Source organism: Knoellia sp. B-D-2 (assembly GCF_057714695.1).
This window is the reverse complement of record NZ_CM173189.1, coordinates 3,468,512-3,492,280: the sequence shown is the minus strand read 5'-3', so window position 1 is coordinate 3,492,280 and position 23,769 is coordinate 3,468,512. Positions and strand designations below refer to the sequence as shown.

Annotated in this window: 22 protein-coding genes, 1 tRNA gene, 1 pseudogene and 1 riboswitch; of the genes and pseudogenes, 16 read left to right on the top strand and 8 right to left on the bottom strand. The window is 71.6% G+C overall.

The features are described 5' to 3' along the window. The first annotated feature begins 77 nt into the window (after positions 1 to 77). Positions 78 to 1,646: a N,N-dimethylformamidase beta subunit family domain-containing protein gene (locus AC3EU2_RS16555; protein WP_488177374.1), complete on the top strand. Its 1,569-nt coding sequence runs from the start codon at positions 78 to 80 to the stop codon at positions 1,644 to 1,646. Between the two features lie 272 nt (positions 1,647 to 1,918). On the opposite strand, the pseudogene AC3EU2_RS16550 reads toward AC3EU2_RS16555, so the two are convergent. The 4 genes and pseudogenes from AC3EU2_RS16550 to AC3EU2_RS16535 all read right to left on the bottom strand — a co-directional run. Further along, positions 1,919 to 2,145: pseudogene (locus AC3EU2_RS16550) on the bottom strand (IS1380 family transposase); the annotation flags it as partial. A 304-nt stretch (positions 2,146 to 2,449) separates the two neighbouring features. Beyond that, a tRNA-Pro gene (locus AC3EU2_RS16545) sits at positions 2,450 to 2,526 on the bottom strand. A gap of 79 nt (positions 2,527 to 2,605) precedes the next feature. Further along, a complete protein-coding gene (locus AC3EU2_RS16540) occupies positions 2,606 to 4,216 on the bottom strand; it encodes a phospholipase D family protein (protein WP_488177373.1) in 1,611 nt (536 codons plus the stop codon). Beyond that, positions 4,213 to 5,355 carry a MalY/PatB family protein gene (locus tag AC3EU2_RS16535; protein WP_488177372.1) on the bottom strand — a complete coding sequence of 381 codons (1,143 nt, stop codon included), beginning with the start codon at positions 5,353 to 5,355 and terminating at the stop codon, positions 4,213 to 4,215. The genes AC3EU2_RS16540 and AC3EU2_RS16535 overlap by 4 nt, the downstream gene beginning before the upstream one ends. A 70-nt stretch (positions 5,356 to 5,425) precedes the next feature. Here AC3EU2_RS16535 and clsA point away from each other — a divergent pair, with 70 nt between their 5' ends. The 10 genes from clsA (at position 5,426) to gcvP (ending at position 14,081) form a co-directional block, all read left to right on the top strand. Next, the gene (clsA, locus tag AC3EU2_RS16530; RefSeq protein WP_488177371.1) at positions 5,426 to 6,028 is read left to right on the top strand and encodes a cardiolipin synthase ClsA; all 603 of its coding nucleotides are present in this window, start codon (positions 5,426 to 5,428) and stop codon (positions 6,026 to 6,028) included. Next, complete coding sequence (locus AC3EU2_RS16525; protein ID WP_488177370.1) at positions 6,025 to 6,948, top strand: DUF881 domain-containing protein; 924 nt, start codon at positions 6,025 to 6,027, stop codon at positions 6,946 to 6,948. The genes clsA and AC3EU2_RS16525 overlap by 4 nt, the downstream gene beginning before the upstream one ends. Beyond that, positions 6,945 to 7,277, top strand: coding sequence for a small basic family protein (locus AC3EU2_RS16520; RefSeq protein ID WP_488177369.1), 333 nt, complete (start codon positions 6,945 to 6,947; stop codon positions 7,275 to 7,277). The genes AC3EU2_RS16525 and AC3EU2_RS16520 overlap by 4 nt, the downstream gene beginning before the upstream one ends. Positions 7,278 to 7,288: 11 nt before the next feature. Beyond that, a complete protein-coding gene (locus tag AC3EU2_RS16515) occupies positions 7,289 to 8,038 on the top strand; it encodes a DUF881 domain-containing protein (protein ID WP_488177368.1) in 750 nt (249 codons plus the stop codon). A gap of 35 nt (positions 8,039 to 8,073) precedes the next feature. Beyond that, positions 8,074 to 8,463 carry a glycine cleavage system protein GcvH gene (gene gcvH / locus AC3EU2_RS16510; protein ID WP_488177367.1) on the top strand — a complete coding sequence of 130 codons (390 nt, stop codon included), beginning with the start codon at positions 8,074 to 8,076 and terminating at the stop codon, positions 8,461 to 8,463. 98 nt (positions 8,464 to 8,561) lie between these two features. After that, entirely contained in the window at positions 8,562 to 9,020 is a 459-nt protein-coding gene (locus AC3EU2_RS16505) for an FHA domain-containing protein (protein ID WP_035936928.1), read from the top strand. Further along, the gene (gene ftsR, locus AC3EU2_RS16500) at positions 9,001 to 9,699 is read left to right on the top strand and encodes a transcriptional regulator FtsR (protein ID WP_488177366.1); all 699 of its coding nucleotides are present in this window, start codon (positions 9,001 to 9,003) and stop codon (positions 9,697 to 9,699) included. Before AC3EU2_RS16505 ends, ftsR begins: the two co-directional genes overlap by 20 nt. A 17-nt stretch (positions 9,700 to 9,716) precedes the next feature. Next, positions 9,717 to 10,217 (top strand): bifunctional nuclease family protein, encoded by a 501-nt coding sequence (locus AC3EU2_RS16495; protein WP_488177365.1) that lies wholly within the window; start codon positions 9,717 to 9,719, stop codon positions 10,215 to 10,217. A gap of 146 nt (positions 10,218 to 10,363) precedes the next feature. Further along, complete coding sequence (locus AC3EU2_RS16490) at positions 10,364 to 10,939, top strand: MerR family transcriptional regulator (protein ID WP_035936939.1); 576 nt, start codon at positions 10,364 to 10,366, stop codon at positions 10,937 to 10,939. A gap of 80 nt (positions 10,940 to 11,019) precedes the next feature. Next, positions 11,020 to 11,119, top strand: a riboswitch (glycine riboswitch). 73 nt (positions 11,120 to 11,192) lie between these two features. Further along, positions 11,193 to 14,081, top strand: coding sequence for an aminomethyl-transferring glycine dehydrogenase (gene gcvP, locus AC3EU2_RS16485; protein WP_488177364.1), 2,889 nt, complete (start codon positions 11,193 to 11,195; stop codon positions 14,079 to 14,081). A 46-nt stretch (positions 14,082 to 14,127) separates the two neighbouring features. On the opposite strand, the gene AC3EU2_RS16480 is transcribed toward gcvP, so the two are convergent. Both AC3EU2_RS16480 and AC3EU2_RS16475 read right to left on the bottom strand, forming a co-directional pair. Further along, complete coding sequence (locus AC3EU2_RS16480) at positions 14,128 to 17,238, bottom strand: AAA family ATPase (RefSeq protein ID WP_488177363.1); 3,111 nt, start codon at positions 17,236 to 17,238, stop codon at positions 14,128 to 14,130. Beyond that, positions 17,235 to 18,413: an exonuclease SbcCD subunit D gene (locus tag AC3EU2_RS16475; protein ID WP_488177362.1), complete on the bottom strand. Its 1,179-nt coding sequence runs from the start codon at positions 18,411 to 18,413 to the stop codon at positions 17,235 to 17,237. Before AC3EU2_RS16475 ends, AC3EU2_RS16480 begins: the two co-directional genes overlap by 4 nt. 141 nt (positions 18,414 to 18,554) lie before the next feature. Here AC3EU2_RS16475 and AC3EU2_RS16470 point away from each other — a divergent pair, with 141 nt between their 5' ends. After that, a complete protein-coding gene (locus AC3EU2_RS16470; protein ID WP_488177361.1) occupies positions 18,555 to 20,036 on the top strand; it encodes a glutamate-cysteine ligase family protein in 1,482 nt (493 codons plus the stop codon). A 48-nt stretch (positions 20,037 to 20,084) separates the two neighbouring features. Here AC3EU2_RS16470 and AC3EU2_RS16465 read toward each other — a convergent pair whose 3' ends face one another. Beyond that, the gene (locus tag AC3EU2_RS16465) at positions 20,085 to 20,690 is read right to left on the bottom strand and encodes a histidine phosphatase family protein (protein WP_488177360.1); all 606 of its coding nucleotides are present in this window, start codon (positions 20,688 to 20,690) and stop codon (positions 20,085 to 20,087) included. Positions 20,691 to 20,716: 26 nt separating this feature from the next. Between AC3EU2_RS16465 and AC3EU2_RS16460 the strand changes: the two genes are divergently transcribed. The 3 genes from AC3EU2_RS16460 to AC3EU2_RS16450 are packed head-to-tail and all read left to right on the top strand — an operon-like array spanning position 20,717 to position 22,350. Then, positions 20,717 to 21,262 (top strand): DUF1697 domain-containing protein, encoded by a 546-nt coding sequence (locus AC3EU2_RS16460; protein WP_488177359.1) that lies wholly within the window; start codon positions 20,717 to 20,719, stop codon positions 21,260 to 21,262. Further along, the gene (locus AC3EU2_RS16455) at positions 21,259 to 21,723 is read left to right on the top strand and encodes an OsmC family protein (RefSeq protein ID WP_488177358.1); all 465 of its coding nucleotides are present in this window, start codon (positions 21,259 to 21,261) and stop codon (positions 21,721 to 21,723) included. The genes AC3EU2_RS16460 and AC3EU2_RS16455 overlap by 4 nt, the downstream gene beginning before the upstream one ends. A gap of 3 nt (positions 21,724 to 21,726) precedes the next feature. Continuing rightward, positions 21,727 to 22,350, top strand: coding sequence for an L-threonylcarbamoyladenylate synthase (locus AC3EU2_RS16450; protein WP_488177357.1), 624 nt, complete (start codon positions 21,727 to 21,729; stop codon positions 22,348 to 22,350). A gap of 113 nt (positions 22,351 to 22,463) precedes the next feature. Here the strand turns inward: AC3EU2_RS16450 and AC3EU2_RS16445 are convergent, their stop codons facing one another. Then, positions 22,464 to 23,276 (bottom strand): M57 family metalloprotease, encoded by an 813-nt coding sequence (locus AC3EU2_RS16445; protein ID WP_488177356.1) that lies wholly within the window; start codon positions 23,274 to 23,276, stop codon positions 22,464 to 22,466. Positions 23,277 to 23,439: 163 nt separating this feature from the next. On the opposite strand from AC3EU2_RS16445, the gene AC3EU2_RS16440 reads away from it, so the two are divergent. After that, positions 23,440 to 23,736 carry a DUF1905 domain-containing protein gene (locus tag AC3EU2_RS16440; protein WP_488177355.1) on the top strand — a complete coding sequence of 99 codons (297 nt, stop codon included), beginning with the start codon at positions 23,440 to 23,442 and terminating at the stop codon, positions 23,734 to 23,736. Positions 23,737 to 23,769 lie beyond the last annotated feature (33 nt).

Genomic DNA, 23,769 nt, shown 5'->3' with positions numbered 1-23,769 from the left:
CGACCAAGGGATGCGGCTCGGCGACGTTGAGGACTGTCTTGACCGGCAGATGCGCACGTACCTGTCATCCTTTTTCCATGCACGAGCAGATCAGTCGTCGCGACGCCGTGAAGTTGATCGCAGGGGGGGCCGCGGTCGGCGGGATCGGGCTGGCGGCGTGCAGCGCGGAACAGGGCGCGCAGGAAGGGGGTCCGTCGACGGCAACGTCTCCCCAGCGCGCTCCCGCGTCAGGTGTGCGAGCTCGGTCGAACCGGATCACGGCGGAGAACAAGAACGCCGGGTCCGGTGCTTGGCGGCCTGGTCTCCAAGGTACGTCCGCCTCGGACGACGCGGAACGTCAGATCCAGGGGTATGCCTCGGCGACGAGCGTCAACGTCGGCGAGTCGATCGACTTCTACGTGACAGTCGACCGCCCACAGACCTTCTCGATCGAGATCTACCGGCTCGGCGGCTACTCCGGAGCGGGGGCGCGCAAGATGTCGGTTGATGCGCAGGATCTCCCGGGGGTGACCCAATCAGTGCCGGACCCCGATCGCGACACGGGTCTGTTGAGCTGCGACTGGGGGACGGCGTGGACCCTTGAGGTCCCTGACGCGTGGGTGTCGGGAGCCTACGTGGCCGTGCTGACGAGTGATGCCCGCTACCGGGCGTGCGTCCCCTTCGTGGTGCGCGACGACCGTCGCAAGGCATCGTTGTGTGTCGTCCTGCCCTTCGCGACCTATCTGGCATACAACCAGTGGCCGATGGATGACACGACGGGCCGCAGCCTCTACTACGGCTACTCGACGGCTGGCGATCGCGACGGGACCGGGCGCGCCGTTCGTGTCTCCTTCGATCGGCCATTTCCGCTGGCAGGGATCCCTGAGGCGATGAAGATGGATCACGAGTTCATTCGATGGGTGGAGGACCTGGGTTACGACGTCACGTACGCCACGAGCGTCGACCTGCATGATGGGAGGATCGATCCGTCACGACATACTGGCGTGGTATTCGCCGGGCACGACGAGTATTGGTCGACCAGCATGCGTGAGGTGGCGGAGCGCGCAGTCGAGTCTGGGACCAGTTTGGCTTTCCTGTCGGCCAACAACGTCTACTGGCACGTTCGCTTCGGCCCGTCTGCGGATGGTCGACCGGACCGGGCGATGACCTGCTACAAGAAGTCCCCGGACCCGGAGGCTGGTGCCGACGGCGCAACCGGCCTGTGGCGTGAACTCGGCTCTCCGGGCTCGCGTGCGGAGCAGGCCCTCCTCGGGGTCCAGTACAACGGGATCGTCAAGGACGCTAAGCCCCTCGTGGTCCGTGCGGCCGACCACTGGGTGTGGGCCGGTTCCGGCGCGCGTGACGGCGACAAGATCCCGACGCTGGTGGACGTGGAGGCCGACGGGTTGGATCCTGCCGCGCCTCGTCCCCCAGGGCAGGATGCGACAACGCTCTCGGCGTCCCCGTACACCACGCCGTATGGGGTCCAGAAGGTTCAGAGCACCCACGTCTACACGACTCCCGCGGGCGGGGTTGTCTTCGCCGCAGGCACGATGGCGTGGACCCTAGCCCTGCGACGCGACGGTTACGTTGATGCCCGCGTCCAGCAAGCAACCCGCAACGTGCTCGACCGCATGGTTTCTGGCGTAGCGGGAAGGCGTACGTGAGTTGTCACGAACTGGTCAGGCGCGCCGTCGACGAGACACCACTCGAGCGGATCGCGGAGCCACGCTCACCTCGTCTCACGGGTACGCCGCTGACCTGCCAAAACGTGGAGCCGGTGACGGAATCGAAGCCGCGTCTCCAGCCTGAGAAGCAGGCACGTCTACGCGCGGGCGTGCGCACGGGGCGTGGCCGTGAGTAACCCCCCTGGCTCGTGGGTGACCGCCTGCTGGGCACGGATCGGGCACGACCACGACGATCGATACCCAGGAGAGGCGGTGAACGGCCGCAGGAACGACCCCAACATTCGGGGGTGCGTACGCGGACCCGAACACCTTGCCCATCCCGCCGTGGCACCGCCATGTCATCGGTGCTGTCGGCTCCGGCTCCCATCCCCGCCACGAGCGAGGCGACCTTCAAACCGGCGTTCGCGCCCATGTCCGTGGCCACGGTGAGGCGCCCTTGGACAAGCTCACACAACCCGGCAGCACCGGCCAACGTCATCACCGGGACCAGCCCAGCTGACGACACGAGATTCGGATCATCGGAGACCGCAGTTTGTCGCTGTCATCGTGTGAGAGGTTGTTGTCCCAGAGATGCCCTGACGTGAGCTCGAGCTTTGGACCGTTGCAAGCCCAACTCGCTAGCCTCGCAGGGACATTCTCGTGCTCCGACGCGCGCACCCAGCCCACCCATCGGTGGATCGAGGCTAAAAGGGGACTTGGCGGCCGACCTCGGCGATTCGGGCGCATCGGCGGGTGGGGCATGAGAACAGGCCCTGACCTGTATGTACAGGTCAGGGCCGCGTTGGTCGGGCTGACAGGATTTGAACCTGCGACCCCTTGACCCCCAGTCAAGTGCGCTACCAAGCTGCGCCACAGCCCGTGGCCTGCTCGCACGTCACCGTGAGAGCGAACGAACCTTATCCCATGGCCCACGCCACGACCGAATCGGTTCCGTGGGGTCAGTAGGACCGGCGTCGACGCAGCGACGAGGGTCGCCCGTCCGGGTCCCCGACGAGCCGCTGGGGCACCTCCAGCACGCGCCGGAGGACCGGGCCGATGTCGGGTTCGTGGACCCGGCGCAGCCGCCCGGCCGGTCGCGGGGCGAGCATCCCGCCGTCGTGCCACGACTGCAACGCCGTCGCGGACGCGGCGTACGCGGCGAACATCGCGGGCGCCGAGACGCAGTCGGCCATCGCCGCCTCGTGCTCGGGGCCGGACAGGGGCCGGTCGAGGTGCTCCGCCGCCAGCCGCAGTCGCAGTGCGCGGGCGAAGGGCGAGTGGTCGACCCCGGACTCGTCGATGACGAGGGCCGCCAGCTCGGAGTCGTGCGTCCAGGACCGGCGGTTGACGTTGTCGGACCCGATGGTCGCGTACCAGTCGTCGATGACGAAGACCTTTGCGTGCACGTAGACGGGCCAGCCGGTGTGGTTCTCGATGCCGTATGCCGCGAAGCGGTCCGGTGCCGCCTCCGACAGCTGGGCGATGGCCTCGAACCTGCCCTCGAGCTGCAGCAGCTCGGCCGTGCCGCTGAGGTCCGGGCGGTGGGGGAGGACGGTGAGGAGGTGCAGGTCGGGGTGGGACCGCAGGGCCTCGGCAAGGGCGGAGGTCACCGAGGACGACCAGAGGTACTGCTCCTCGACGTAGATGAGGTCGCGTGCCCGGGAGATCGCGTTGAGGTGCGCGCGCGCGATGGAGCGCTCACCCCGGGGCGCGAACGGGTAGGCCCGACCGAGGTGGCGGTGCGGGTAGGTGCGCAGCAGCTGGACGACGTGGGTGCCACCCTCGACGGGATCCGGCGCCGGCCGGGTCGGCGGCAGCGGCGTCGGCTCGTCCTTGACGCGCCCGAGCCGGTCCCGCAGCCTCGAGTGCCAGGCCGGTGTGAGCGGGGCGGGGTCCTCCCAGCGCTCGCGGAAGACCGTCTCGACGTCACCGACCGCGGGCCCCTTGATGGCGCAGTGGACGTCGTGCCAGCCGGGGCGTGGACCGTACTCCGCGGCGAGCCCCTGCTGCTGCGGGTCGCCGTGGTGGTCGGAGTCGTCACGACGCGAGTGGGCGACGTCGATCCCCCCGACGAAGGCGACGTCGCGGGAGGGGTCGTCGCGGTGCCTGACGACGACGAACTTCTGGTGGTGGGAGCCGCCGCGACGGACCCGCATGTCGAGCATGACCTCGGCGTGCTCGTCGTCCTCGTCGGCGAGGTCCTCGGCGACCTCGCGGTTTTCCTCGGCGGAGAAGTCGAGCTGCTCGGTGTGCGAGCGCCAGACGAGGACGCGCACGTGCACCTTCCGGTTCTCGGCGCGGTCGAGGACGCCGAGCAGGGAGCTTGACGGGTCGTCCGTGAGCTGCTGGTCGCCGTCGATGCGCCACCCGGCGAACATCACGAGGTCGCCCTCGGTCGTCGCCTCGAGCACCTCGTGGAGCTCGGCGAAGTAGGTCGCGCCGTCGACGAGCGGCCGCACGAGGTTGCCGGTCGACCACGCCTCCTCGCCGGGGTGGGCGTCGTCGAGCCGGGTGGCGGGGTTGTCGCGCTCGCTCGCGGTGAGCAGCCATCGGGTCACGTCGGGGTTCACGCGAGCGACCCTGCCATGCGCTCGACGGCTTCGGTGACGATTGCGGGCGACGTCGCGAGGTTGAGGCGCACGTGGCCGCGCCCGGAGACGCCGAAGCCCGGCCCGGACGAGAGCGCCACCCGGCCCCGTTCCCGGAACGCCGCAGCCGGGTCGTCGCCGAGACCGAGGGCCCGGCAGTCGAGCCAGGCGAGGTAGGTCGCGGCCGGTGCGGCATACCCGACCTGCGGAAGCCGTTGCGCGAGAAGGCGACCCAGCAGGTCGCGGTTCGCCGCCAGCTCGCGGTTCACCTGCTCGAGCCACGGTCGCCCGTCCGTCCACGCGGCGACGGCCGCGATCTGGCCGAGGTGGCTGGCGCCGTGGGAGTGGACCTCATGAAACGCCACGTCGGGGTGCGCGTCGGAGCCGACCACCGCGAGGGCCGCCCGGAGTCCGGCGAGGTTCCACGCCTTCGTCGCCGACACCAGGCTGACCCCACGCTCCCCGCCGGGCACGGTGAGGTAGGGCGTGAACGTCCCGTCGTGGACGATCGAGGCGTGGATCTCGTCGGCGACGACGACGACGCCGTGGTGGTCCGCGAGCGCGGCCAGCCGGGCCAGCTCGTCCGCGGTGTGCACGGTGCCAGTGGGGTTCTGGGGGTTGCACAGCAGGTATGCCGTCCGCTCACCCCGCGCGGCCGCCTCACCGAACGCCGTGTCGAGGGCCGTGGGGTCGAGCCGGCCCGAGGCGTCCAGCGGCGCGTCCACGACGCGGCGACCGGTCATGGCGACGAAGTCGAAGAAGGCGTTGTAGACCGGCGACGAGACGACGACCGGACCGCCGGGGTCGGTGACGCGCCGGACGACCTCGCTCACCCCGGTCATGACGTCCGCGACCGGTGACGCGCGCGAGGTGTCGAGGGTCCACCCCCAGGTGTCGGCGGCATACGCGGCGCCGGCCTCGACGAACTCGTGCCCGAGGGGGTAGCCCGTGTCACCCCGCACCAGCGCCGCCGTGACCGCCTCGACGACGGGCGGGCAGGGCCCGGCGTCCATCTCGGCGACCCAGAGCGGCAGGACGTCGTCGGCGTAGTGCCGCCACTTGGCACCGGTGCGGCGCGCCCGCCAGCCGTCGGCGTCGCCGGAGAGGATCGGGGTGGTCATGGACCGACTGTAGACACGGCCCCGGGCCAGCCGTGCCGGGCCGTGGGACCCGAGCGAATAGGCTGCACCCATGACTGCCGGTGAGAGCGTCCGGGGGACCGACAGCGCCCCCGTCGACCGTGTTCTCACGCTGCCGAACGCGTTGTCGACGTTGCGCCTGCTGGGTGTCCCCGCGTTCATCTGGGCGATCGCGACCCAGCACGACGCGATCGCGCTGGTCATCCTCATGGCGTCGGGGATCACCGACTACCTCGACGGCAAGATCGCCCGCCACTACGGACTCGTCTCCCGGGTCGGCCAGCTCCTCGACCCCCTCGCCGACCGGCTCTACATCGTCACGACCCTCGTCGGTCTCGCGTGGCGCGACATCATCCCGTGGTGGCTCGTGGCGCTGCTCTTCGCGCGCGAGGCGTTCATGGGGGTGGTCGTCCTCGTCGCCCAGCGCCACGGGTGGACCGGGCTGCCGGTGCACTTCATCGGCAAGGCCGCGACCTTCAACCTCCTGTACGCGTTCCCGGCCCTGCTCATGGCCGACGGTGACGGAGCGCTGGCGACGTTCATGCGGCCGGTCGGTTGGGGCTTCGCGTGGTGGGGAGCGGTCCTGTACTGGGTCGCCGGCGTCCTGTACGTCGTCCAGCTGCGCCGCCTGCTCGCCCAGCGGGGGGCCCCGTGAGCCCGCAGGTCACCGTGCCGCCGCGCCGTCCGGACGCGTCGATGACGCTCATCACGTCGATGATCGAGCGTCCCCTCGACCCGGGGTACGCCGCCGCCGCGGAGCGTCGCGACCGGGCCGGGCTGCCCCGCGCGACCAGCCTGACGTCGCCCAGGCTCGTGCTCTTCGCGGTGCTCGTCGGGGTGCTCGTCGGCATCGCGGCGGTCCAGCTGCGGGGGGGCGAGACGACCAAGCAGCGCACCAAGTCCAGCCTCATCGAGCGCATCGAGCAGCAGCAGGAGACCGTCGACACCAGGGCCGCCGAGGCGGGAGCGCTGCGCTCGGAGATCTCCACCCTCGACGCCGAGACCCTGCGCGACGTCAGCGAGTCGCTCGCGGCCGACGTCGAGCGACTGTCCCTCGTCGCCGGCGCGGTGCCGGTCCGCGGTCCGGCGTTCGTCGTCACGGTCGACGACGCGCCGACGGCCGGTGACGACGCCTCCGCGCCCGACCCGCGCGCGGACACCGAGAGCACCGACGGCAAGGTCATCGCCCGCGACCTACAGATCCTCACCAACAGCCTCTGGGAGGCCGGCGCCGAGGCGGTCTCCATCAACGGGCAACGGCTCACCACGACGGCCTCGATCCGGTTCGCCGGCGAGGCGATCCTCGTCGACTACCGCCCGCTCAAGCGCCCCTACGTCCTCACCGCCATCGGCGACCCGGGACGGCTCCCGGCCACGTTCGCGGACGGCAACGGCGGCACCTACCTCTCGACGCTCAAGAGCTCCTTCGGGATCCGGGCCGAGACGGCGGTGCGCAAGCAGGTCACGATCCCGGCATCCGCCACGCTGCGCACCCGGGCCGCAGTGCCCGCGGTTACCCTCGAGCAGTCAGGAACGCCGACCCCGGCGCCATCGTCCGAAGGAGACCCGTCGTGATCCCCGCCCTGGGCCTCGTCGTCGGCATCGTCGTCGGCGTCCTGCTCCAGCCCGAGGTCCCGCTCTGGCTCCAGCCCTACCTCCCCATCGCGGTCATCGCCGCGCTCGACGCCGTCTTCGGTGCCATCCGGGCGGTCCTCGACGGCATCTTCAACGACAAGGTGTTCGTCATCTCGTTCCTGTCCAACGTCGTCGTCGCGGCCTTCATCGTCTTCCTCGGTGACCAGCTGGGTGTGGGCAGCCAGCTCTCGACGGGCGTCGTCGTCGTCCTCGGGGTCCGGATCTTCTCCAACGTCGCGTCCATCCGGCGCCACCTCTTCAACGCGTGAGCGCTGGCGACATGAGCACCCAGGGCCACGACTCGCAGCGTTCGTGGCGACGGCTGCGACGCGCCGGCAAGCCGCGCCCCACGAAGGGGACGGTCCTGGCGACGGTGCTCGCGCTCGGGCTCGGTTTCGCCATCGCGGCCCAGGTCCACCAGACCTCGATCGAGGGGCTGGAGGACCTGCGCGAAGACGAGCTCATCCGCATCCTCGACACCGTCGACCAGGACGGCAACCGGCTCGCCGAGGAGATCCAGACGCTCCGGCTCTCCCGCGACCGGCTCCAGAGCGACACGACGAGCCTCACCGAGGCCCGCGAGGCCGCGCAGCAGCGGCTCGACTCCCTGGCCATCCTCGCCGGTACCGCGCCGGCCAAGGGCCCCGGCATCGTCCTCACCATCCGCGACCCCGAGAACCGGGTGACCGCGCCGCTGCTCCTCGACACCCTCCAGGAGCTGCGTGACGCCGGCGCCGAGGCGATCGAGATCAACAGCATCCGGGTCGTCGCCAGCACCTTCTTCACCGACGGGGAGGGCGGCATCTCCATCTCGGGCAGGGAGGTCTCCGCGCCCTTCGTCGTCACGGCCATCGGCGACGGCTCCACCCTCGCCTCGGCGATGGAGATCCCCGGCGGGGTGACCAACTCCGTCCGCAGCGTCGGCGGGGAGGCCGGCGTCGAGACCAAGGACGAGGTGACGGTGTCCGCGTTGCGGTCCGTTTCCGAGCCTCAGTACGCTCGACCCGTACCCAGTTCCACCCCGTCCTGAACCACGTCCTGACCCGGACCAGAAGGAGCCCAACGATGAGCGACCTCGAGTACCCGAGCGACCTGCGCTACACCGCCGAGCACGAGTGGGTGCGCTCGGTCGAGGACGGCGCCGTCCGCATCGGGATCACCTCGTTCGCCCAGGACTCCCTCGGTGACGTCGTCTACGTCAGCCTCCCCGGGGTCGGCGACACGGTCGCGGTGGGTGACGCGTGCGGCGAGGTCGAGTCGACCAAGTCCGTGAGCGACCTCTACGCGCCCCTGGCCGGCGAGGTCACCGCCGTCAACGAGGCGCTCGACGCCTCACCGGAGCTCGTCAACTCCGACCCCTACGGCGAGGGCTGGATGTACGAGCTGCGTCCCAGCGACTCCGCCGCCGTCGACGGGCTCCTCGACGTCGAGGGCTACCAGCAGCAGCTCAGCTGATTCCCCGTCCCTTCACCGGTGGGCGCCTGTTCATCCCTCGACCGGTCATCTAGGGTGAGGGGTCCAGAAGGTCGCGTTGCAGACAAGGAGCCGCACTGATGAGTGACCGAAGTCGTGAGATCCCGGACCGCGAGCCGGAGTCGTCGACGACGATGCACATCCCTGCGGTGGGAGGGCTCGAACGCTCCGACATCGTCCACGAGAGCGAGCACGTCCTCACGCGGGCCGACCAGGCCACCGTCGAGGCGCTCCGTCCCGGCACGGCCCTGCTCGTCGTCCTGCGCGGCCCCAACACCGGGGCACGCTTCCTGCTCGACGACGACGAGGTCACGTCGGGCCGCCACCCCGAGAGCGACATCTTCCTCGACGACGTGACGGTGTCGCGCAAGCACGCGACGTTCGAGCGCACCGAGGGCCGCTTCGTCGTCAAGGACGTCGGCTCCCTCAACGGCACCTACGTCAACCGTGAGCGGATCGACGAGTCGGTCCTGCAGACCGGCGACGAGGTGCAGATCGGCAAGTACCGCCTCGTCTTCTATGCCGCCAAGCAGGCCTGAGCGGCCGCTGACCATCGGGAAGGTCCTCGCCGCACTGCGCGAGGAGTTTCCCGAGGTCAGCATCTCCAAGATCCGCTTCCTCGAGGGCGAGGGCCTCGTCGAGCCGCAGCGCACGCCGTCGGGCTACCGCACGTACACCGGCGCCGACGTCGCCCGGCTCCAGTACGTCCTGCGCGCCCAGCGCGACCGCTTCTGGCCGCTCAAGGTCATCCGTGAGTCGCTCGACGCGCTCGACCGCGGCCTCGAGGCCTCACCCCGGGACGACGACCGCCCGCGCCCCCCCGAGCCCCAGCAGGACCCCGACGTCCCCGACGCGTCCTCGCTCGAGCACGGGCGCGAGGTCCGGCTCACCCGCGCCGAGCTGGCCACCGCCACCGGTCTGCACGCCGACCTCCTCACCTCGCTCGAGGGCTTCGGCCTGCTCCGGCCCGACGGCGAGGGGCACTACTCCGGCACCGACCTCCAGGCGGCGCACGCCGCGGCCGGTCTCGCGGCATACGGGATCGAGGCGCGTCACCTGCGCCCGTTCCGCACCGCGGCGGACCGCGAGGTGGGCCTCGTCGAGCAGGCGATGAGCACCCGGCGAGCCGGCGGTCGGGCCCGCGAACAGGCCGAGGTCGCCCGGCTCTGCCTCCAGCTGCACGCCGCGCTGGTCAAGGGTGGTCTGGCCCGTCCCTGACGACGTACGGTGAGAGCGTGAAGCCACTGGACGTTCTCGGGGTTCGGGTCGAGATGCCGACGAACCAGCCCATCGTCCTGCTCCGCGAACGGGACGGGACCCGCTACCTGCCGATCTGGGTGGGGGCCGCCGAGGCGGCCGCGATCGCCTACGCCCAGCAGGGGGTGGTGCCGCCGCGTCCGCTCACGCACGACCTGCTCAAGAACGTCCTCGACGAGCTCGGCCACAACCTCGACCGGGTCCGCATCACCGCCCTCACCGACGGGGTCTTCCACGCGGTGCTCGACATCGACGGGGGAGCCGACGGGGGAGGGCAGAGCATCGACTCGCGCTCGTCCGACGCGATCGCCCTGGCGCTGCGGGTGGGGGTCGAGATCGTCACCACCGAGGAGCTGCTCGACGAGGCCGGTGTGGCCATGGCCGGGGAGCAGGAGGACGACGAGGTGGAGAAGTTCAAGGAGTTCCTCGACCACGTGTCCGCGGACGACTTCGACACCGGAGACCAACCCTCCAGTTGAGGGTCAGTGTTACGGATGGGGCCCACGACACGCGTGAGGTCAGGGTCCAGTGGTAGTTGACCCCGGGTCCCGTGCGCCCTAGCGTCACCCCCAAGAGAACGACGTCCGTGTAGTTACAGCGCACCGAGGTGCAGCAGGAGGCTGGCGTGAACGCCATCGACGAGTACCCCCAGGGTCGGTTGCCCATCGGGGCGCAGGGCCTGCTGTTCACCGACGACCTCCCCGAGCTCGACGAGGAGATGGGCTTCCGCGGCCCGACCGCGTGCAAGGCGGCCGGGATCACCTACCGCCAGCTCGACTACTGGGCACGCACCTCGCTCGTCGAACCGTCGGTGCGTGGTGCGGCCGGCTCCGGGTCGCAGCGGCTCTACGGCTTCCGCGACGTCCTCGCCCTCAAGATCGTCAAACGCCTCCTCGACACCGGTGTCTCCCTCCAGCAGATCCGCGGCGCCGTCCAGGTGCTGCGTGACCGCGGGGTGGACGACCTCGCCCAGATCACCCTCATGAGCGACGGCGCCTCGGTCTACGAGTGCACCTCCGACGAGGAGGTCATCGACCTGCTCCAGGGCGGGCAGGGCGTCTTCGGGATCGCCGTCGGCAAGGTGTGGCGCGAGGTCGAGGGTGACCTGTCGCACCTCCCGAGCGAGCGGCTCGCCGACGAGACCCCGGCGGCCCACCCCGACGACGAGCTCAGCGCGCGCCGGGCCGCCCGGCTGGCCTGACCGCCACGCACGACCCATCGCGACCTCACGGCGCGCACCCCGGTCGGGGTGCGCGCTGTTTGTTACCCTGAGCCTGCCGCCAACACCGTGCGGGAGAGTCCTCGGTCCGCCAGCGGAGCCGGGGCGCCGAAGGGGCAAACTCCCCGGAACCTCTCAGGCGCAAGGGACCGCACGGATCAGGCACCTCTGAGACGGCCCAGGCCGCGACAGATGGGGAGGCCCGTGCCCGCCCGTGCGCCAGGAGCCTCACCTCATGACTGACACCATGCCGAACCCGACCATGCTGCCCGCGTTCGCCGAGCGACACATCGGCCCGGACGACGCCCAGGTCGCCGAGATGCTCGCCGTCATCGGCCGCTCGAGCCTGGACGACCTCACCGCCGTCGCCGTCCCGGACGCGATCCGGGCCACCGACGCGATGGGCATCGTGCCCGCCGACTCCGAGGCGGCCGTCGTCGAGGAGCTGCGCGGCCTCGCCTCACGCAACCGCGTGCTCACCTCGATGATCGGGCTGGGCTACTACGGCACGCTCACCCCCGCGGTGATCCAGCGCAACGTGCTCGAGAACCCGGCCTGGTACACGGCGTACACGCCGTACCAGCCCGAGATCTCGCAGGGCCGCCTCGAGGCCCTCCTCAACTTCCAGACGGTCGTCTCGGACCTCACCGGGCTGAGCACCGCCGGAGCCTCCCTCCTCGACGAGGCGACGGCGGCCGCCGAGGCGATGACCCTCATGCGTCGCTCGAGCAAGGCGGCCAAGGACGCCGTGCTCGTCGTCGACCACGCGGTCTTCCCGCAGACGCTGGCCGTGATGCGCACCCGCGCGGTGCCGCTCGGCATCGAGGTCGTCGTCGCGGACCTCACCGGCGTGACGACCGGCGAGGCCCTCGCCGAGGCGGCAGGCGGGCGCGACGTCTTCGGGGTCCTCGTCCAGTACCCCGACCTCCACGGGCGGCTGCGCGACCACCGGGCCCTCGCCGAGGCGGCCCACGGGGCCGGGGCGCTCGTCACGGCCGCGGCGGACCTCATGGCCCTCACCCTGGCCACGGCGCCGGGGGAGTGGGGTGCCGACATCGCGGTGGGCACCACCCAGCGCTTCGGAGTGCCGATGGCCTTCGGTGGACCGCACGCCGGCTACATGTCGGTCCGGTCCGGGCTCGAGCGCACGCTGCCGGGCCGACTCGTCGGCGTGTCGGTCGACGTCACCGGCGCGCCGGCCTACCGCCTCGCGCTGCAGACCCGTGAGCAGCACATCCGCCGGGAGAAGGCGACGTCGAACATCTGCACCGCCCAGGTCCTCCTCGCCGTCATGGCGAGCATGTATGCCGTCTACCACGGCCCGCGGGGCCTGCGCGCGATCGCACTGCGCATCCACGCGCACGCGAGCACCCTGGCCGGCGCACTGCGAGAGGGCGGCGTCGACGTCGACTCCGAGCCGGGTTTCGACACGCTCTCGGTGAGCGTGCCGGGCCGGGCCGACGAGGTCGTCGCGGCGGCGCTGGCCGAGGGCGCGAACCTCTGGCGGCACGACGGTGACACCGTCCTGCTCTCCCTCGACGAGACCACCGACCACGACGACCTGGCCAAGGTCTGCCGGGCGTTCGGCGTGTCCGAGCCGGGCCGGGTCACCATCGAGGAACCGACGTGGGACGGCGCCCTGCTCCGCACCTCGGACTACCTCACCCACCCCGTCTTCACGAGCCACCACAGCGAGACGGCGATGCTGCGCTACCTGCGCCGCCTGTCCGACCGCGACTTCGCCCTCGACCGCGGCATGATCCCGCTCGGCTCGTGCACGATGAAGCTCAACGCGACGACCGAGATGCTCGCGATCACCTGGCCCGAGTTCGCGAACCTCCACCCGTTCGCCCCGCTGGACCAGACCGAGGGGATCCGCCACCTCATCGACGAGCTGTCGCGGTGGCTGTGCGACATCACCGGCTACGACGCCGTGTCGCTCCAGCCGAACGCCGGGTCTCAGGGCGAGCTCTCCGGCCTCCTGGCCATCGCGGCCTACCACCGGTCGCAGGGGGACGACGAGCGCACCGTGTGCCTCATCCCGGCCAGTGCCCACGGCACCAACGCGGCGAGCGCCGTCATGGCCGGCATGAAGGTCGTCGTCGTCAAGACCGCGGAGATCACGGGCAACGTCGACATGGACGACCTCAAGGCCAAGGTCGAGCAGCACCGCGACCAGCTCGCCGCGATCATGGTGACCTACCCCTCGACGCACGGGGTGTTCGAGGACACGATCACCGACCTGTGCGCCATGGTCCACGACGCGGGCGGCCAGGTCTACGTCGACGGCGCCAACCTCAACGCCCTCGTCGGCCTCGCCCAGCCCGGCCGGTTCGGTGCCGACGTCTCGCACCTCAACCTCCACAAGACGTTCTGCATCCCGCACGGTGGCGGTGGTCCCGGGGTCGGGCCGGTGGCGTGCCGCGAGCACCTCGCACCGTTCCTGCCCAACCACCCGCTCGACGCCGAGGCCGGCCCGCAGACCGGTGTCGGCCCGGTCTCGGCGGCCCCCTACGGCTCGGCGGGGATCCTGCCGATCTCCTGGGCCTACGTGCGGCTCATGGGCGCGTCGGGTCTGCGCCGCGCGACGGAGGTCGCGGTGCTCAACGCGAACTACGTGGCGACCCGCCTGCGCGACCACTATCCGGTCCTCTACTCCGGCGAGGGCGGCCTCGTCGCCCACGAGTGCATCCTCGACGTCCGACCGCTCACGAAGGAGACGGGCGTCAGCGTCGACGACATCGCCAAGCGGCTCGTCGACTACGGCTTCCACGCCCCGACCATGTCCTTCCCCGTCGCCGGCACCCTCATGGTGGAGCCGACCGAGAGCGAGGACAAGGTCGAGCTGGACCGCTTCTGCGACGCGATGATCGCGATCCGCGCGGAGATCGACGCCGTGGGCGCGTCCGGCAGCGCCGCGACCAGTGTCCTGCGTGGCGCCCCGCACACCGCGCAGTCGCTCGCCGGGGACTGGGACGTCGACTACAGCCGTCAGGACGCGGCCTACCCGCCGGGAGTCGACCCGCTCGCGAAGTACTGGCCGCCGGTCCGCCGCATCGACGGCGCCTACGGCGACCGTCACCTCGTCTGTTCCTGCCCCCCGCCCGAGGCGTTCGAGGACTGACCCTCACGACCCCGTGCCGGTCCGGGGCGCCGCGTGACCTCCACGGTCACGCGGCGCTCTCGGCTCCCGGGGTCGAGACGGCGACCGTGCTGCCGCTGGCGGTCTTGCGCACGGAGAGCTGGCTGGTGATGCGGCTGCGGAGCTCGGCGACGTGGGACACGACGCCGACCGCGCGACCGCCCTCACGCAGCGAGTCGAGGACGGAGATGACCTGCTCCAGGCTCTCGTCGTCGAGCGTGCCGAAGCCCTCGTCGACGAAGAGGGTGCCGAGGTCGAACCCGCCGGACTCCTCGCGGACCGCGTCCGCGAGCCCGAGCGCCAGGGCGAGCGAGGCCATGAACGCCTCACCCCCGGACAGGGTCGACGTCTCACGGCTGACCCCGGTCCACTGGTCGAGCACCCGCAGGCCCAGGCCGCTGCGGGCTCCCCGGGCGGCGAGGCGGTCGGAGTGCTCGAGCCGGTAGCGGCCGTCACCCATGATCCGCAACCGCTCGTTGGCGAGCTGGGCGACCTTCTCGAGACGGGCCGCGAGGACGTAGGAGGTGAGCCGCATGCGCAGGGTGTTGTTGAGCCCGCCTCCGGCGAAGGTGTCGGCCAGCTCCTTGACGCGGTGGTGCCGCTCGAGGGCCGGGCCGGAGGCATCGAGGGCGGCGACGAGGCTGGCCCGCACGGACAGGAAGGACGTGCGGGCCCCGGTGGCCTCGGTCTGCGCGGACTGGGCGGTGAGCAGGGCGCCTCGCGCCTGCTGCGCCGAGGCGGCGAGGGCCTCGAGGTCGGGCCCGGGGCCGATCTCGGCGTCGCGGACGTCGCTGTCGGAGAGGACGGCCTCGGCGGACGCGCGCGCCCGGTCGTGGTCGTGGAGGCGGTCCCGGAGCCGGTCGAGGGCGGCGGGTGCGCGCACCGCGGTCGCCGCGTCGTCGAGGGAGTCGAAGCCGGCCTCCGCGGCGGCGGACAGGGCGGTCGCGTGCGCGATGACGAACCGTGACGCCGCCGCCTCGTGGAGCGCGACGGCGTCACGCCAGCCCTCCACGGCGGCCACGGCCCGGCCATGGACCCGGGACAGCGCCGAGGGATCGAGAGCCGCCTCGGTGCCGCCGAGCATGCGGTCAGCGAGCGGCGGGTCGGCACCCGTCGCACCGACGCCACAGGGGCAGTCGGCGTGCCGGGCGGCGAGGACGCGTGAGGTCGCAGCCTCGGTCTCCTCGGCCTGCTTCGCCTGCCCGGCGACGGTCGTGGCGCGCTCGAGGTCGCGCCGCGCCGTCGTCACCCCGACCTCCACCTGCGCCGCCGCGGCCCGGGCTGCGGTGAGCCGGCGTCCGAGGTCCGGTCGGCCGGCAGCGCGACGGCGCACGAGGGCGACGGCTCGCTCCGCCTCGTCGGCGGCTGCGGACATCGCCGCGAGGTCGAGGTCGCGAGCCTCCTGCGCGTCGAGGACGCGCAGGGCCTCACGGAGAAGGGCGCGGGCGGCAGCGACGGCCGACTCGCTCTCCTGAGCGGTGCGGGCGAGCTCGGCGTGGACCCGGCGCGCGCGGTCGAGCTCGGCGGCGCTCACCCGGTCGGCACCGTGCGCCGGCACGGGGTGCTCCTCGGCGCCGCAGACGGGGCAGGCCGAACCGTCGACGAGGCCCTCGGCGAGCTCGGCGGCCATCTGGGACAGGCGCTGGGCGACGAGGTCCTGCTCGTGCTCGCGGGCGTCCTGGGCGGCTGTGCGCGCGTCGACCGAGGTCGCGGCGAGCCGCGCCACGGTGACCTCATCGAGGACGACCTGCTGGGCGAGCCGGTGGCGGTCCCTCGCCGTCCGTGCCGTCTGCTCGGCACCGTCGAGGGCGGCCTCGGCCTCGAGGGCGTCGGCGAGCGCCGCTTCCGCCTCGCCGACGCGGGTGAGGGCCTCCGCCCGGTCGGCGTCCGCCGTGTCGAGGACGGACGTGGCCGCCTCGACGGCCTCGACGTGCTCGCGCAGCAGCCGGGTGCGGGCAGCACGCGACTGCGCCAGGCGCACCAGCTCGCGCAGGGAGTCGTCGTGCTCGTGCAGCGCCGCCAGGACGGCCGTGGGGTCGTCGGCCGCGGGGACGAGCGCGAGCACCCGCGCGCGGGCGGCCGAGGCGGTGGCGTCGGTCTGGCCGGACTCCGCCTCGGCGCGGGTGAGCGCGGCGAGGTGCCCGCTCACGCCCGCAGCCCTGCTGGCGGCGGAGTGTTCGAGCCGCGCGGCGGCGACGTCGCCCTCCGCGAGCTCCAGGGCGGCGAGGGACTCCCGGGCCGCCCTGCCCCGCTCACGCAGGGTCGTCAGGGCGCGCCCCCGCTCGGCCGCCGCGGCGGCGGTCCGCTCGTGCGCCACGGCGACGTCGAGCGTGACCATCGCCTCGGACAGGTGCGCGTCGAGAGCCTCACCGAGGTCGTCGAGCCGTGTGCGGATGCCCTCGGGCGAGTCCGGATCGACCGCGGGGGAGCCGGGATCGTGGGCAGAGCTGTCGTCAGTGCTGCCCAGCCCACTGGCGGCGACGACGTCGGCGAGCCGGGCCAGGTCGGTGTCGATGCCCGTGCGACGCGACTGCATCTCGGCCTCGCTCGCCCGGCGCTGCTCGACGAGCCACCCCTCGACGTCGGCGAAGCGGGAGATGTCGAAGAGCTGCTCGAGCAGGCCCCTGCGGTCCTCGTCCTTGGCGGTGAGGAACGCGGCGAACTCGCCCTGCGGGAGCATCGCCACCTTGGCGAACTGCTCCTTGCCCATCCCGATGACGTCGTGGATGACCTCGGCCGCCTCGTCGTTGCGGGTGGACACCACCGTCCACTCGCCCCGTCGCTGCTCGGACAGGCTCACGGTCGCGGGCGCCTCGATGGTGCCGGTGCCCCGCTTCTTGGGTCGGGAGTGCGCCGGGGAGCGGCGCAGCCGGAACCGCCGAGTGCCGGAGGTGAACTCGAGCTCCACCGAAGGGGTGGCCGTGGGTGCGGCGTGGTCGCTGACGATGCCGCGCTTGTCCCGCAGACCGGGCACGTCGGCGAAGAGCGCGAAGCAGATGGCGTCGAGCAGGCTCGTCTTGCCGGCGCCGGTCGGGCCGTGGATGAGGAAGAGGCCCGCGGCGCTGAGGGTGTCGAAGTCGACCTCGACCTCGTCGGGGAAGGGGCCGAAGGCGGTGGCGGCGAGCCGGTGGATCCTCATGCCGCACCGGAGCGGCGCCCGGACGCGGACCCCTCGCCGTCGGCGTGGGCACGGCCCAGCCGGGCCCCCTCGACGGCCTCGGCGAGGAGCCGTCGCTCCGCGTCGTCGGCGCCGTGGCCACCCCGGACGTGGGTGAGGAAGTCGCAGCACACGTCGAGGTCGGAGCGCTCCGTGAGTGACGCGGCATACGCGCTCATCGTCGTCACCGTCCCCGTGGGGGCGAAGCGCAGATCGAGGGTGTGGGGGAAGCGCTCGCGCAGCCGCTCCATCGCGCCGAGCGGGCGCAGCGGGTCGGTGAGCGTGACCTGGCACCACGCCTGCTCGGCCGGCGCGTGCTCGCGTCCGGTGAGGAGGTCGTCGAGCGTGCCACGGAGCAGGGCGAGCGGGCGCTCGACCGGGGCGGCGACGAAGTGGACGGCGGGCTCTGCGTCACCGGTGAGGTCGACGAGCCAGGACCCCTTGGTGTGCCGTGCCTCGCTGAAGGACATCGCGACGGGGGAGCCGGAGTAGCGGACGCCGTCGGCCACCTCCTGACGGCCGTGCAAGTGCCCCAGCGCTGCGTAGTCGACGCCGTCGAAGACCGTGGGCGGCACGGCGGCGACGCCCCCCACGGCGATGTCGCGCTCGGAGTCGCTCGTGGCGCCGCCGGTGACGAAGGCGTGCGCCATGACGACGGAGCGACGGTGGGACCCGGTCGCCAGCGAGTCGCGCACGCGGTCCATGGCCGCGCGCAGCACGGAGGCGTGGGTGCGATCGGTGGCGCCGAGTCGACCGGCGGTCAGGGACGGCTCGAGGTAGGGGAGCGGGTGGACCGCGACGTCGCCGAAGAGGACCGGTCGACCGATGTCGTCCAGGCTGGTCCGGATGTGCAGCCCCGACCGCTCGAGGACCCGGGAGGCGAAACCGAGCCGGATGGCGGAGTCGTGGTTGCCGCTGGACAGGACCACCGCGGCTCCGGCGTCGATGAGCCGCTCGACGACGTCGGAGAGCATCGCGACGGTGTCCGGGGCGGGCAGCGCGCGGTCGTAGACGTCACCCGAGACGAGCACCGCGTCGACCGACTCGGCACGCACGACCTCGACGAGGTGGTCGAGGAAGGCCGACTGGGCGTCCTGCAGCCCGACCTGGTGGAAGGCCCGGCCCAGGTGCCAGTCGGAGGTGTGGATCATGCGCACGTCACCGAGGCTAGGTCGAGGCACCGACACCGCCGGTGACCGAAACGCGGATTCAGCGGCGTTCCGCTCGCCCGCCATGATCGGATGGTGATTGAGTGGGCCCTTCGAGCCACACAGCGACGAGAGCCGGAGGTGATGGGCGTGGGTGCCGAGGTCAACGCACAGAGCTACACGCGTGAGGAGCGCCAGCGCTACCGCGAGAAGGTGCGTCAGAACCTCGACGTCTTCGAGCGCATGCTCAGCCAGCACTCCTTCGAGTTCGACCGCCCGCTCACCGGACTCGAGATCGAGCTCAACCTCGTCAACGCCGACTTCGACCCGCACTTCGCCAACGCCGAGGTGCTCGGGGCGATCGCCGACCCGGGCTACCAGACCGAGCTGGCGCAGTACAACATCGAGCTCAACGTGCCCCCGCGGCCGTTGCCCGGTGACTCCGCGCTCGAGCTCGAGCAGGAGCTGCGCGAGTCGCTCAACGCGGCCGACGCGAAGGCCCGCGAGGTCGGCTCTCGGCTCATCGCCATCGGGATCCTGCCGACGATCATGCCGGAGCACTACGAGGGCGAGTGGATCAGCGACAACAACCGCTACACCGCCCTCAACGACTCGATCTTCGTCGCCCGCGGCGAGGACATCTTCCTCGACATCACCGGACCGCAGGGGGAGCGGGTCGCCACCTACTGCAACTCGATCGCGCCCGAGTCCGCGTGCACGAGCGTGCAGCTCCACCTCCAGGTCGCCCCGGCCGACTTCGCCGACCACTGGAACGCCGCCCAGGCGCTGTCTCCGGTCCAGGTCGCCCTCGCCGCGAACTCACCCTTCTTCTTCGGGCAGCGGCTGCACGCCGAGACCCGCATCGAGCTGTTCAAGCAGGCGACGGACACGCGGCCGGTCGAGCTGAAGAACCAGGGGGTCCGACCCCGGGTCTTCTTCGGCGAGCGCTGGATCACCTCGATCTTCGACCTGTTCGAGGAGAACGTGCGCTACTTCCCGGCGCTGCTCGCGGAGAGCACCGACGAGGACCCGATGGCCAAGCTCGAGGCGGGGGAGGCCCCCGACCTCGCCGAGCTCCGCCTGCACAACGGGACCGTCTACCGGTGGAACCGACCGATCTACGACATCGTCAAGGGACGGCCGCACCTGCGGGTCGAGAACCGTGTCCTGCCGGCCGGACCGACGATCGTCGACACCCTGGCCAACGCCGCGTTCTACTACGGCGCGGTCCGCCGGCTCGCCATGACCGACCGTCCGGTGTGGACGAAGATGAGCTTCGCGGCGTGCGAGGAGAACTTCCACCGCGCCGCCCGAGACGGCATCGAGGCCCGCCTGTACTGGCCGGGCTTCGGCGAGGTGGGCGTGGACGAGCTCGTGCTGCGCCACCTGCTGCCGCTCGCCCACGAGGGCCTCGAGGAGTGGGGCGTGTCGCAGGCGGTGCGCGAGCGCTTCCTGGGCGTCATCGAGGCCCGCTGCCAGGAGGGTGTCAACGGCGCCACGTGGCAGACGTCGGCGGTCAAGGCGTTCGAGTCACGCGGGTCCGACCGGCGCACGGCCCTGCACCAGATGCTCGAGCTCTACGCCGAGCACATGAGCTCCAACGAGCCGGTGCACACCTGGCCGCTGCCCTGACCGCGTCGTCCGCGTCGTCCGCGGCGTCCGCGTCGTCCGGGTGGGGCGTCAGGAGAGGCTGTTCCAGAGCCTGATGGCCGGCTGCTCCCGCTCGTGCTCGAGCACGCTCACCGAGCCCGCGTCGAGCAGGATGCGGGCGGCGAACCGTGGCTGCTCCCGCAGGAACACCGCGGCGAGGATGCGCAGCGCGTGTCCGTGGCCGAAGAGCAGCACGTCCCGCGTCGCAAGCACCGGCGCCGCGCGCAGCAGGACCCGGGACGCCCGGGCCGCCACCTCCTCGACCGTCTCGCCCGGCGAGGCCCCCGGGGCCACACCGTGCTCGAAGACGGTCCACCCGTAGCCGAGGTCCTCCCGGATCTCCTTGGTGGTCCGGCCCTCGTAGACGCCGTAGTCCCACTCGACGAGGTGGTCGTCGATCTCGGGGGAGTAGCCCGCGATCTCGGCGGTGCGTCGCGCACGCTGCATCGGCGAGGACAGCACCAGACCGACGTCGTACCGGGCGAGCCGGTCGGCGAGGGTCGCCGCGTCCGCCTCGCCCTGCGGCGTCAGCGAGATGTCGGTGGTACCGGTGTGCTGCCCGGACTCGCTCCACTCGGTCTTGCCGTGGCGGACGAGGACGATGCGGCCTTCGGGGACAGCGGGTGCGCCGGTCATGGCGGCCACTCTGGCAGGATCCGGGTATGCCGCGCCACCTGGCCTTCCTGCGTGCCGTCAACCTTGGGCCCGTCCGCAAGGTCCCCATGGCCGAGCTGCGCGAGCGCCTCACCGGTGCCGGCTTCACGGACGTGGAGACGCACATCCAGACGGGCAACGTCGCCCTCACCTCGACCATGCGCTCGGGCGCCAAGGTCGAGTCGGTGATCGAGGAGCTGCTCGCCGCCTGGTGCGGCTTCGACGTGCCGACCATGGTCCGCTCGCCCCGTGAGCTGCACGACCTCGCCCGGGAGGTCGAGGCGATCCCACCCCTGCTCACGGCCGACGCGCGCCGCTACGTGGCGTTCGTCAAGAGCGAGCCGAGCCCGTCCGCGCGGGACGCGCTCACGGCATACGACGCGACACCGGAGCGGGCACGCATGGTGGGCCGGGACGTCCTGCTCGAGTACGACAGCGGCTTCCCGAACGCGAAGCTCGCCGGGGCGCGTCTCGAGAAGCTGGCCGGCAGCGCCGTCACCATCCGCGACCTCAAGGTCGTGCGAGCCCTCGACGAGAGATGGAGCACCACATGAGCGAGACCTCCGCCGCACCCGAGGCCGAGACCGGCGGCACCGGACCGGGGCACCGCTCCGTGACGATGACCCGCACCGCGCACGGCGAGTTCGACGTGACCAACGTGCGCGGCGGGACCATCCATCTCGGCACCGGCGAGAGCGACGACTTCACGCCGGTCGAGCTGCTGCTCACCGCCATCGCGGGCTGCAGCGCGGTCGACGTCGACTTCATCACGAGCCGTCGCGCCGAGCCGGTCGAGTTCACCGTCACCGGGTCCGGCGTCAAGATGCGGGACCCGGAGAAGGGCAACTACCTGGAGGACCTCGAGGTGAGCTTCCGGGTGCGCTTCCCCGAGGGCGAGGCCGGCGACCGGGCCCGCGACATGCTGCCGCGGGCCATCGGCCAGTCGCACGACCGCCTCTGCACGGTCTCTCGCACCGTCCTGCTCGGCACGCCCATCCACATGCGGGAGGACTGAGCCGTGGCCCGCTACCTCGACGTGCACCCCGACGACCCGCAGCCGCGCTCCATCCGGCAGGCGGTCCAGACCCTGCGCGACGGCGGCCTCATCGCCTACCCGACGGACTCCGGCTACGCGCTGGGTGCCGCGCTCGGCAACCAGTCGGCCAAGGACCGGATCCGCGACATCCGCCGGCTCGACGACAAGCACCACTACACGCTCGTGTGCGCCGACTTCGCGCAGCTCGGGCACTTCGTCCACGTCGACAACGCCGTCTTCCGGGCGGTCAAGGCGTCGACCCCCGGGCCCTACACGTTCATCCTGCCCGCGACGGGCGAGGTGCCGCGCCGCGTCCTGCACCCGAAGAAGAAGACCGTCGGCGTGCGCATCCCCGAGAACGCCGTCGTGCAGGCCCTGCTCGCCGAGCTGGGCGAGCCGATGCTCACCTCCACGCTCATCCTGCCGGGTGAGAACGAGCCGATGACCGACGGCTGGCAGGTCAAGGAGACCCTCGACCACGTCGTCGACACGGTGATCGACTCGGGGGAGTGCGGCACCGAGCCGACGACGGTCGTCGACCTCTCCGGTGACGTCCCGGAGGTGCTCCGGGTCGGCGCCGGGGACCCGAGCCGCTTCGAGGTCTGACGCCGGTCACCGGTGTCCACCCGGGGGCAGGGGGAGACGCGTCACCCCCACCGGTGCCTGAGCCCCTGGACCGGTGGGGGTGACGTGAACTGCTCGGGAGGAGCGAGCAGTCCTCAGCTGCCGTAGAGCGACCGCACTCCCACGCGGTCGGTCTCGGTCATGCTGAGGTTCGTGGAGGAGCCGTTGCACTGGGGGTAGTGCATGATCGACGCCCGGTCGTAGGCGGTCAGCGGACGCCAGTTGTTGTCCTCGAAGCAGGTTCCGGCCTCGGGGCGGGTGTGCTCGTGGCGGAAGCCCAGGGTGTGGCCGAGCTCGTGCGCCATGATGTTGGAGGGGGTCCAGGAGCCGCTGCTGTACAGCGATGCGGCGTTGACGAGGACGTTGCGGCCGGACTTCGGGGTGTTCGGGAAGAAGGCACGCGCGATGTACTGGGTGGTCTTGGTCGGCTCGACCGAGAAGAGCACAGAGCTGTTGCGCGTCGTGCAGTTGCCGTCCTGGGCGGTGACGTGCGTGTAGTTGACCTTGCTCGTCGCGGCCTCCCACTGTCCGACACCCGCGGTCATCGCGGACACGACCCGGCTGTAGTCGGCGCCGAACTTCGTGCTCACGCAGTAGGTGAGGTTGAGGGCCTGGCTCGCCGACCACTTGGTGTCGACACCGTTGCTGGTGTTGACGATGAGGCCGTCCTCCATGCCGCCCTTCGGGGCGACCATGGAGTCGTAGAACTTGTGCAGCTCGCCGTCGTTGCCCATCGGCTCGTCACCGTTGACGATGAACGTGCGGTCGGCGTCCTGGAACGTCGAGGCCTTGAACTCGGAGTAGGTGGGGGTCTCACCCTCGGCGGCCGTGGCCTGGCCGGCGAAGAGGGCACCGCCGGTGAGGGCGGTGGCGGCGAGAACGGCGAGGGTGCGACTGGTCGTCGGCATGTGTGGCTCCTTGGCAGGGACAGCCGCGGTGAGCGGCCGTCCGCCAACGTACGAACCGCTGGGTCAGCACTGGGTCCGGTTACGGTCAAGAGTTGGTATGCCGGGTCAAGAGTTCGTCGCGACGCGCACCCGGCGTTGTCGGCTCGGGACCTAAATTGAGGGCATGGAAGCGCTCGAGTTCACCGCAGAGGTGTGGGAGTGGCGGGGTCCGGCGCCCTACCACTTCGTGTCCGTGCCGGCGGCCCTGTGCGAGGACGTGCGTGACGCCGCCGAGGTCGTCAGCTACGGCTGGGGGATGGTTCCGGTGTCGCTGCGGCTGGGGGAGACCTCGTGGACGACGTCGCTGTGGCCGAAGGACGGTGGCTACGTCGTGCCGCTCAAGGATGCCGTGCGTGCTGCGGAGGGTGTCGAGCTCGGTGACCGCGTCACGGTGAGGATGGACATCGCGGCGAAGACCTGAGCGCTCCGACCGGTCGGACTATCGTGCGAAGGC